At 73.3% G+C, this 8,950-nt stretch carries 9 protein-coding genes; 6 read left to right on the forward strand and 3 right to left on the reverse strand.

Annotation, left to right across the window (positions count from 1 at the left end):
• The first annotated feature begins 139 nt into the window (after nt 1–139).
• Nucleotides 140–589, forward strand: a complete 450-nt coding sequence (locus AXW62_RS37365) for an NUDIX hydrolase (RefSeq protein WP_060948301.1) — start codon at nt 140–142, stop codon at nt 587–589.
• Nucleotides 590–1,093: 504 nt separating this feature from the next.
• On the opposite strand, the gene AXW62_RS37370 is transcribed toward AXW62_RS37365, so the two are convergent.
• Entirely contained in the window at nt 1,094–2,119 is a 1,026-nt protein-coding gene (locus AXW62_RS37370) for an aldo/keto reductase (protein WP_030838340.1), read from the reverse strand.
• 134 nt (nt 2,120–2,253) lie between these two features.
• Between AXW62_RS37370 and AXW62_RS37375 the strand changes: the two genes are divergently transcribed.
• On the forward strand, nt 2,254–3,102 hold the full coding sequence (locus tag AXW62_RS37375; RefSeq protein WP_060948302.1) for a helix-turn-helix transcriptional regulator: 849 nt from the start codon (nt 2,254–2,256) through the stop codon (nt 3,100–3,102).
• 189 nt (nt 3,103–3,291) lie between these two features.
• Here AXW62_RS37375 and AXW62_RS37380 read toward each other — a convergent pair whose 3' ends face one another.
• Nucleotides 3,292–4,104: a class I SAM-dependent methyltransferase gene (locus AXW62_RS37380; RefSeq protein WP_060948303.1), complete on the reverse strand. Its 813-nt coding sequence runs from the start codon at nt 4,102–4,104 to the stop codon at nt 3,292–3,294.
• Between the two features lie 383 nt (nt 4,105–4,487).
• Between AXW62_RS37380 and mshA the strand changes: the two genes are divergently transcribed.
• Together mshA and AXW62_RS37390 are read left to right on the forward strand one after the other, a co-directional pair.
• The gene (mshA, locus tag AXW62_RS37385) at nt 4,488–5,849 is read left to right on the forward strand and encodes a D-inositol-3-phosphate glycosyltransferase (RefSeq protein ID WP_060948304.1); all 1,362 of its coding nucleotides are present in this window, start codon (nt 4,488–4,490) and stop codon (nt 5,847–5,849) included.
• Nucleotides 5,850–6,018: 169 nt separating this feature from the next.
• The gene (locus AXW62_RS37390) at nt 6,019–6,528 is read left to right on the forward strand and encodes a type III secretion system chaperone family protein (RefSeq protein WP_060948307.1); all 510 of its coding nucleotides are present in this window, start codon (nt 6,019–6,021) and stop codon (nt 6,526–6,528) included.
• Between the two features lie 228 nt (nt 6,529–6,756).
• On the opposite strand, the gene AXW62_RS37395 is transcribed toward AXW62_RS37390, so the two are convergent.
• Entirely contained in the window at nt 6,757–7,422 is a 666-nt protein-coding gene (locus AXW62_RS37395) for a DUF4232 domain-containing protein (protein ID WP_060948305.1), read from the reverse strand.
• Nucleotides 7,423–7,717: 295 nt separating this feature from the next.
• On the opposite strand from AXW62_RS37395, the gene AXW62_RS44260 reads away from it, so the two are divergent.
• Together AXW62_RS44260 and AXW62_RS37405 are read left to right on the forward strand one after the other, a co-directional pair.
• Nucleotides 7,718–8,044 (forward strand): hypothetical protein, encoded by a 327-nt coding sequence (locus AXW62_RS44260; RefSeq protein ID WP_060948306.1) that lies wholly within the window; start codon nt 7,718–7,720, stop codon nt 8,042–8,044.
• 98 nt (nt 8,045–8,142) lie between these two features.
• A partial coding sequence (locus AXW62_RS37405) for an RNA polymerase sigma factor (protein ID WP_252368879.1) occupies nt 8,143–8,950 on the forward strand: 808 nt, incomplete at its 3' end.

Raw genomic sequence — 8,950 nt, forward strand, 5'->3', positions numbered from 1 at the left:
GCGCAGCGATGGGCGGCGAGCCGTGGGCGGCGCGACGGCGACGGGCGGCCGGTGACGGATCGCGGATGGCGGCGGATGGCGGTGGGCGGCGGACAATGGATGATGGAGGACGACGGAGAACCGGGGAGGGAGACGGTGGATGAGCGGGCGTGATTCCGGTGCTGACGGGGGATCGGACACCGGGACGATCCTGGCCGCGGGCTGTGTGCTGTGGCGGCGGTCCGCGCAAGGCGGCGGTGTGGAGGTGGCCGTCGTCCACCGGCCCCGCTACGACGACTGGTCCCATCCCAAGGGCAAGTTGGAGCACGGCGAGGACGCGCTGCTCGGCGCGGTGCGCGAGGTCGCCGAGGAGACCGGTATGAGCTGCGCCCCGGGGGCGGCGCTGCCCACCCTGCACTACGTGACCAAGGGCCGCCCCAAGGAGGTCCGCTACTGGGCGGCGGAGGCGGTCGGTGACGAGCCCTTCGTGCCCAACAGCGAGGTCGACCGCCTGCTCTGGCTCTCCCCGGACGAGGCCCGCGCCCGCCTCACCTACGACCACGACCGCATTCTCGTCGAGGCGCTGCTGACGGCCCTACGGCCGTCCTGAACCGTCCCTGAACCGTCCCTGAACCGTCCCCGGCGCCCTGACCGTCGTGACCGTCGGACTCCCGCCCGCGCAGCGCCCGGCCCCGGCTTCCTCGTGGAAGCCCGCACCCGCGGAAGGTGCGCCCGGGGGGAGATGGACCCGGGGGAGATGGGCCCGGAGGTGGCCCAGGGGAAGGCACACCCGAGGGACGCGGACCCGAGGGAAGTGGACCCGGGGGAGGCGGACCCGGAGGACGCGGACCCGAGGGAAGTGGCCCCAGGGGCGGCGGACCGGGGGAAGTCGGACCCTGGCGAAGGTGCACGTGGGGCTCGGCGGGCCCGGAGGAAGAGGAAGCAGGCAGGCCCCGGGTCAGGCGGGCCAGGGGAGCGCGACGGTGACGGGCTCCCCGCCGGGCCCGGAGGAAGCAGGCAGGCCCCGGGTCAGGCGGGTCAGGGGCGCGCGACGGTGACGGGCTCCCCGCCGGGCCAGGCTCCCCGCCGGGCCCTGCGATACGCCTCGGGCCGCCTACCGGCGTCGCCGCGTCTTGTCCGCGAGCGCCGGCGGCACGTAGTAGCTGTCCGCCCGGTTGAGGTCGGTGCCCGGCGGGACGATCTCGTCGATCCGGTCCAGGACGTCCTCGCTCAGCTCCACCTCGGACCCGGCGAGCAGATCCTCCAGCTGTTCCATGGTGCGCGGTCCGATGATCACCGAGGTGATGGCCGGGTGGGCCCGGACGAAGGCGATGGCCAGATGCGGCAGCGAGATCCCGGCCTCGGACGCCAGCTCGGACAGCGCGCCGACCGCCTCCAGCTTGCGGGCGTTGTCCGGCAGCGACGGGTCGAACTTGTGCCGCTCCACAGCCGCCCGGCCGCCCGACAGATCGATGTCGGACGCCTTGGTGTAGCGCCCCGAGAGCCAGCCCGCGGAGAGCGGACCCCAGCTCAGCACGCCCATGCCGTACTTCTGCGCGGTCGGCAGCACCGCCGCCTCCGCACCGCGCGCCAGGATCGAGTACGGCGGCTGCTCGCTGCGGAACCGTACGTGCCCGCGCCGGTCGGAGACCCACTGGGCCTCCACGATCTGCTCGGCCGGGAAGGTGGAGGATCCGACGGCGCGCACCTTGCCCGCCCTGACCAGGTCGGACAGGACCGACAGCGTCTCGTCGATGTCCGTCGCCGGGTCCGGCCGGTGGATCTGGTAGAGGTCGATGTGGTCCGTGCCCAGGCGGCGCAGGCTGTTCTCGACCTCACGGGTGATCCAGCGCCGTGAGTTGCCGCCGTGGTTGGGGTCGTCGCCCATCGAGCCATGGGCCTTGGTGGCCAGGACGATGTCGTCGCGGCGGCCCTTGAGGGCCTTGCCGACGATCTCCTCGGACTCGCCCGCGGAGTAGATGTCGGCGGTGTCGACGAAGTTGATGCCCGCGTCGAGGGCGCGGTGGATGATCCGTACCGAGTCGTCGTGGTCGGCGTTGCCCAGGGCGCCGAACATCATCGCGCCCAGGGCGTACTCGCTCACCGAGATGCCCGTCCCACCGAGAATCCTGCGCTGCATGGCTGATGCCTCCCGTTGTCGTGACGCACCTCAGCCTCCGGTCCGGGCGGGACCGCCACCAGGCCCGACGCAACCTGGGTCTGCCAGAACCACCTGTCCGGCTCAGAATCCGGCGGTGCGCGGATAATGGGGCGATGGGTCATTCCGAACCGGAGATCAAGGCGTTTCTCAAGGCGCGCCGCGCCGCGCTCGACCCGGCCGAGCTGGGGCTGCCGGAGGGGGTCGTCCGGCGCCGGGTGCGGGGGCTGCGCCGTGAGGAGGTCGCCCAGCGGGCCGGGATCAGCGTCGACTACTACACCCGGATCGAGCAGGGCCGGGCCCCGGCCATCTCGGACTCGGTGGTCGGCGGACTGGCGCGGGCGCTGCGGCTGACCCCGTCCGAGCACACCTATCTGCGCAACATCACCCTGCCGCGGCGGTCCGGCGGGGCGTGCGATGCCGAACCGCGGCCGCGGGTGCGGCCGGAGATCCAGCAGTTGCTGGACGCGATGGACGACACCGTCCCCGCCTATGTCTACGGGCCCGCGATGGACATCCTGGCCTGGAACCGGCTCGGCACCCGGCTCTGCGTGGACTACTCCGCGATCCCCGAGGAGCGGCGGAACGGCCCGCTGCTGGTCTTCCTCGACCCCCGGCTCAAGGAGATCCATCCGAACTGGGACGAGGTCGCCGATGACACGGTGGCCGGTCTGCGGGCGGAGATCGGACGCCATCCCGGCAGTTCGCGGGTGTGCCGGGTGATCCAGGAGCTGCGGGAGCGGAGCGAGGAGTTCCGGCGGCGCTGGGAGGCACAGGCGGTGCAGGAGCGGACGCGGGGCGTCAAGCGGTTCCGCCATCCGGAGCTGGGGGAACTGGTGCTGCGGTTCGAGGCGTTCGTGCTGCCCGCCGACCCGGGGCAGATGCTGTGCACGTACACGGCCGACAAGGGGTCGGCGACGGCGGATGCGCTGAAGGCGCTGGCGGAGACGGCGGCGGTGGCTTGAGGGCGCCCGGGGCGGTGGCTTGGGGAGGGTCGGGGGCGGTGTGGTGGCTTGAGGAGGGTCGGGGTGGTGGTCTGCGGAGGCCCGGGGGCGGTGGCTTGAGGAGGGTCGGGGGCGGCTCGAGGCGTCCGCGGGGGCGCCCTGGGGCTGAGGAGGGGGTCCGGCGTTGAGGAGGGGGTCCGGGCGGGGAGGTCAGTCCCGGGGCGCCAGCGCCTCCCACCGCACCGTGACCTCGCCCTGGCGCCAGCGCCGTGGGCCGTCCGTGAGCGGCCAGCCCTCCGCGCGCAGCGTCTGGGCGCTCCGTATCCAGCGCTGACGCGCGCTGAGCGCGGCGTACGGGGCGGCGGCCGCCCAGGCGCGGTCGAAGTCGCGCAGGAAGGCGTGCACCGGTTCGCCCGGCACATTGCGGTGGATCAGTGCCTTGGGGAGCCGTTCGGCCAGGTCGGAGGGGTGTTCCAGGGAGCCGAGGCGGGCCGCGAAGGTCACGGTGCGCGGGCCCGCGGCGTCGAGCGCGACCCATACGTGCCGCCGCCCGATCTCGTCGCAGGTGCCCTCCACCAGCAGCCCGCCGGGCGCCAGCCGGGCGCACAGCCGCCGCCACACGGCGGCGACCTCGCCCTCCTCGTACTGCCGCAGCACGTTGGCCGCCCGGATGAGCGCCGGGCGTGCCCCGCCCGGCAGCGGCACCTCGAAGCCGCCGTGCGCGAAGGTGAGCCCTTCGCGTTCGTACGGGCGCGCGGCGGCCACGCGCCCGGGGTCGATCTCGACGCCTACCACGCGGGTTCCGGCCCGTACGGAGCGCAGCCGGTCCAGCAGCTCGACGGCGGTCCACGGGGCGGCCCCGTACCCCAGGTCCACCGCCACCGGCGCGTCCCCGGCCCGCCGCAGCGCGGCCCCGTGCGCCGCCGCGATCCACCGGTCCATCCGGCGCAGCCGATTGGGGTTGGTCGTCCCGCGGGTCGCCGAACCGATCGGGCGGGACGGCGGGGGTACGCGGGCGGGCATGGCTCAGAGCCTATGCGGGGGCGGACGGAGCGGGACCGGCGGGTTGGACCGGCGGATGTGACCGAGGGCGGTGCGGACTGAGGGGCGGGCCGAGGAGGGGATCGAGGGGGCCGGACCGGGGAGTCGGAGCGAGGGGGCCGGACCGAGGGGCGGGGCGAGGAGGTGGACCGGGGAGTCGGGGCGAGGAGGTGGACCGAGGGAGGGCCGGACCGAGAGGGCGGAACGAGGGGTGGATGGCGGCCCGAGGAGGTGGCCCGAGGAAGTGGCCCGAGGAGGTCGATCGGGGGCTGGAACGTCACGCTTTGGCAAAACGGAAATGGGAACGACGCGTTCCGGTGTTGACGACCGAGAGGGAGACCGCCCCGGCAAGGAGGTAACGCTCGGTGAGCCAGCACGCGTCCCGGCTCGGCGGCCTGCGAGGCCGGTCCCACGTACCGTTCGGCGTCCCGTCCCACCAGCGGCTTCGCCGCGTTCCGCGACGGCCGCGGCGGATCGCGATGCTCAGTGTGCACACGTCGCCGCTGCACCAGCCCGGCACCGGTGACGCCGGGGGGATGAACGTCTACATCGTCGAGCTGGCCAAGCGGCTGGCCGCCATCGACATCGAGGTGGAGATCTTCACCCGGGCCACCACCGGCGCGCTCCCCCCGTCCGTCGAACTCGCCCCCGGCGTGCTCGTACGGCATGTGGACGCGGGGCCCTACGAGGGGTTGGCGAAGGAGGACCTGCCGGCGCAGCTGTGCGCGTTCACCCATGGGGTCATGCAGGCGTGGGCCGGGCACCGGCCGGGCTATTACGACCTCGTCCACTCCCACTACTGGCTCTCCGGCCACGTCGGCTGGCTGGCCGCCCAGCGCTGGGGAGTGCCGCTGGTGCACGCCATGCACACGATGGCCAAGGTCAAGAACGCCGCGCTGGCGGAGGGCGACACGCCCGAGCCCGCGGCCCGTGTCATCGGTGAGCAGCAGATCGTCCGCGCCGCCGACCGGCTGATCGCCAACACCGGCGAGGAGGCCGACGAGCTGGTGCGCCACTACGACGCGGTGCGCGAACTGGTCGCGGTCGTCCATCCCGGGGTGAACCTCGACCGCTTCCGGCCCGCCGACGGCCGGGCCGCCGCCCGTGCCCGGCTGGGACTGCCGCCCGACGCGCTCATCCCCCTCTTCGCCGGGCGCATACAGCCGCTGAAGGCCCCCGACATCCTGTTGCACGCGGTCGCCCACCTCCTGGAGGAGGAGCCCTCGCTGCGCGAGCGCATCGTCGTCCCCGTGGTGGGCGGCCCCAGCGGCAGCGGGCTGGCCAAGCCCGAGGGGCTGCACAAGCTGGCGGCCCGGCTCGGCATCTGCGATGTGGTCCGGTTCCGGCCGCCCTGTGCGCAGGACGAGCTCGCGGACTGGTACCGGGCGGCGTCCGTGCTGGTCATGCCGTCGTACAGCGAGTCGTTCGGACTGGTGGCGATCGAGGCGCAGGCATGCGGCACCCCGGTCGTGGCGGCTTCGGTGGGCGGTCTGCCGGTGGCCGTACGGGACGGGATCAGCGGCACGCTGATCGACGGCCACGACCCCGCCGACTACGCCCGCGCCCTGCGCCCCTTCGCGGCGGACCCGGGGAGGGCGGAACGGATGGGCGAGGCCGCGGCCCGGCACGCCGAGTCCTTCGGCTGGGACACCTCCGCCGCGGCGACGGCGGAGGTCTACACGGCGGCGATGCGTGAGCGGCGTCGCCTACGATCGGCCCATGGGTGACACCGACAACACGTCCGTACCCGGGGACCGGGCCGCTCGGCCCGCGTCCGATGCGAAGGATGTGACCGAGGACCGGGCCGCGTCCGATGCGAAGGATGTGACCGGGGACCGGGCCGCGCCCGGCGCGAGGGCCGTGACCGAGGACCGGACCGTGCCCGACCCCAAGGCCGTGACCGGAGACCAGGCCGTGTCCGACGCCAAGGCCGTGATCGAGCGGACCCTGCGCGACGCCGAGCTCGAGTGGGAGAGCCCGTCCGAGGGCACCTTCGTGGTCACGCTCCCGGGCACCCGCAAGCTGTCGACCACCTGCTCGCTGCGGGTCGGTCGGCACTCCCTCTCGATCAACGCCTTCGTCGTACGCCATCCCGACGAGAACCACGAGGCCGTCCACCGCTGGCTGCTGGAGCGCAACACCCGGCTCTACGGGGTGAGTTACGCGATCGACCAGCTCGGCGACGTCTATCTGGTGGGCAAGCTGCCGCTCGCCGCCGTCACCCCGGAGGAAGTGGACCGGCTGCTCGGCACCGTACTGGAGAACGCGGACGGCAGCTTCAACACGCTGCTGGAGATGGGGTTCGCGACCGCCATCCGCAAGGAGTACGCGTGGCGCACCTCGCGCGGCGAATCCACCCGCAACCTCGAAGCGTTCAGCAATCTGACGCGTGACTCGGCGAAGTGAACGCGGCGGTGGCGAACGTACGGGTAGCGAACGTACGGGTAGCGACCGAAGCGGACGTGGCGAAGGCAGCGAAGGCAGCTAAGGCAGCGACCGAAGCGGGCCGTGGTTCGGCCGGTGCCGGATGCGCGTCCGATCCGTCTGAGGCGCGGCCATCGCGGCGCGTTGGCGGTCACGCCGGGCGGGCGGTACGACCCGTCGTCGTACCGCCCGCCCGGCTGATGTCCGCCCTCAGCTCTCCGGCGTGCTGACCGGGCCGACGAAGGTCCCCGGGTGGGTGGCGGCCGACTGGTCCAGCAGCGCGCCACCGTAGGGCCAGTCCAGCACGATGTTCCCGCGCTCGTTCGGCGGGGTGATGACGACCTGGTTCGGTGCGAACTTCCGGTCGTCGTCGCGCGTCGAGGCCAGGAACGTGATGTCGAAGGTGGCCCGCCCGCCGGCGCTGAGCGTCACCGGCGTCGGCTTGGCGTTGGTGCGCCGCAGGTCCCAGGTCTCGCCGTGCTCGGTCTGGAGCTGGACGCCCGGGAAACCGACCATGGCGCAGTCGTTCGGGCCGGTGTTCTTCAGCACCACCCGGGCGGTCTGCTGCCCGTCGTAGTCCATGTCCGGGCCGCCCTCGAAGTTCGACCACGCGGCCTCCAACTGCTGGTTGGTGCAGCGGTTGGCCGATACGGAGCTGTCGGAGGTGTTGCTCGCCTTGGTGTCGACGGCCTCGCGTGAGCCGTCGGCGGAACCGTTCGGGTGGGTGGCCGATGCGGTCGCGGACGGGTTTCCCTTGGCGTCGGTGTCGGAATCACCGCTTCCGCATGCGGTGAGCGAGAGCGCGGCAGCGGCGATCAGCGAGGCGGCGGCGACGGCGCGGGTGCGGTTGCGGCGGAGAGCGGCCTTGTGCGACATGGAATCCCCCAGGGGCGGTCGAGGTGTGGTCGGGACCCGGTGCTTTTCCGTGGTGCGTTCCGCGTCCTGGGAACAATCTTGCTCGCCGCTGCTGGCGATCCGCTAACTGACAGCTGACGCGTCGTTGGCGCATGCTCACGCGGCGAGCCCGAAGTCCGCCTCGCGCCGCAGCGGTTCGCGCCGCGGCGGCCTTCCGAGCGCCGCAACATCGCGGTGAAGAAATCCGGTCCGTGATGGCTCTTCATGGTGAACCGGCTCCCGCCGGGAACCATGAAGAGGAGACATAACGGTGCTCATGGACAATCCGTGGCTCACGGTGGCAACGGTCGTGACGGTGGGGGTGCTGCGGTTGATGGGGGACGTCATCCGCTGGCTGGCGGCACGCTCGGGCGAACGGCACCGGGCGCGCACGCTGGCCGAGTTGGTGAGCAGAACGGAGCCGGGCACGGTGCTCACCGACCGCCGTCCCGACGGTGCGGCGCTGACCATACGGCGGCGGCCGGAGGAGCGGTCCGAGCGGGAGGGGCGGGGCGGACGGGACGGACGGTACGGGCAGGGCGGGCAGGACGGACGGGATGGACGGGGCAGATGGGATGAGCGGAACGGGGGGCGGGCGGCATGAGTGACACCGTCGAGGAGACCGCGCGTGGGAAGAGGCCCGGTGTGAGGAGATCCGGTGAGGGGCGGCCCGGCGTCGGGCGGTCCGGTGAGGAGTCCGGCGTGGGGCGGCCCGGCGTGCAGAAGCCGGACCCGGACGTGGAGAGGCCCGGCGCGGAGAAGCCTGGTATGGGCAACGCCGAGGAGGAGTTCGACGCCTTCTACGCCCGCACCTACCCCTGGCTGGCCGCCCGCGCGGTGATGCTCAGCGGCAACCGGCAGAACGCCGAGGACGCCGTGCAGGAGGCGTACATCGAGGCGATGCGCCGCTGGCCGGAGGTCAGGACGTGCGCCTCGCCCGAGGCGTGGGTGACCACCACCATGCGGCGCAAGCTCTCGCGGGACGGGCGGCGCTGGTGGTTCCGCTGGAAGCCGGTCGAGCTGACCGTCCCGGCCGCCACGACCGCCACGGTCGAGGAGACCGCCGAGGCGCTGGCCGCGCTGCGCGCCCTCGGCACACTGCCGCCGCGTCAGCGTCAGGTGGTCGTCATGCATTCGCTCGAGGGCATGAGCTATCAGGCGATCTCCGCCGAACTCGGGATCTCCGTCGGCAGCGTCGGCAGCAATCTGCACAAGGCTCGCGCCCGGCTGAGCCTGCTGCTGGACGTTTCGCCGGACCTCAGCCGTTCGGGCGAGCGCCTGCTGACCCGCATGGCGGAGGACCCGCTGACCGTGGCACTGCACGGGGCCGTGGAGTGGCTGACGGACGGCTTCCGGGACGAATCCCACCAACCGGGGCCGGACGGTGCGGGACTGGGCGCCGCCGGCCCGCGCGCCGGTGAGCTGGGCGATGCCGGGGGCGGTGCCGGGCCGCGTGCTGCCGGGCCACGGGCCGCCGAGCCGCGAGCCGCTGACCTGGGCGGGGCCCGCG

It is taken from the genome of Streptomyces hygroscopicus subsp. hygroscopicus (assembly GCF_001553455.1).
Lineage (GTDB): Bacteria > Actinomycetota > Actinomycetes > Streptomycetales > Streptomycetaceae > Streptomyces > Streptomyces hygroscopicus.

Bases quoted from the DNA above. Each gene is read 5' to 3' on its own strand.
- AXW62_RS37365 (WP_060948301.1), top strand. From the start codon at position 140: ATGAGCGGGCGTGATTCCGGTGCTGACGGGGGATCGGACACCGGGACG.
- AXW62_RS37370 (WP_030838340.1), bottom strand. From the start codon at position 2,119: ATGCAGCGCAGGATTCTCGGTGGGACGGGCATCTCGGTGAGCGAGTAC.
- AXW62_RS37375 (WP_060948302.1), top strand. From the start codon at position 2,254: ATGGGTCATTCCGAACCGGAGATCAAGGCGTTTCTCAAGGCGCGCCGC.
- AXW62_RS37380 (WP_060948303.1), bottom strand. From the start codon at position 4,104: ATGCCCGCCCGCGTACCCCCGCCGTCCCGCCCGATCGGTTCGGCGACC.
- AXW62_RS37395 (WP_060948305.1), bottom strand. From the start codon at position 7,422: ATGTCGCACAAGGCCGCTCTCCGCCGCAACCGCACCCGCGCCGTCGCC.
- AXW62_RS44260 (WP_060948306.1), top strand. From the start codon at position 7,718: ATGGACAATCCGTGGCTCACGGTGGCAACGGTCGTGACGGTGGGGGTG.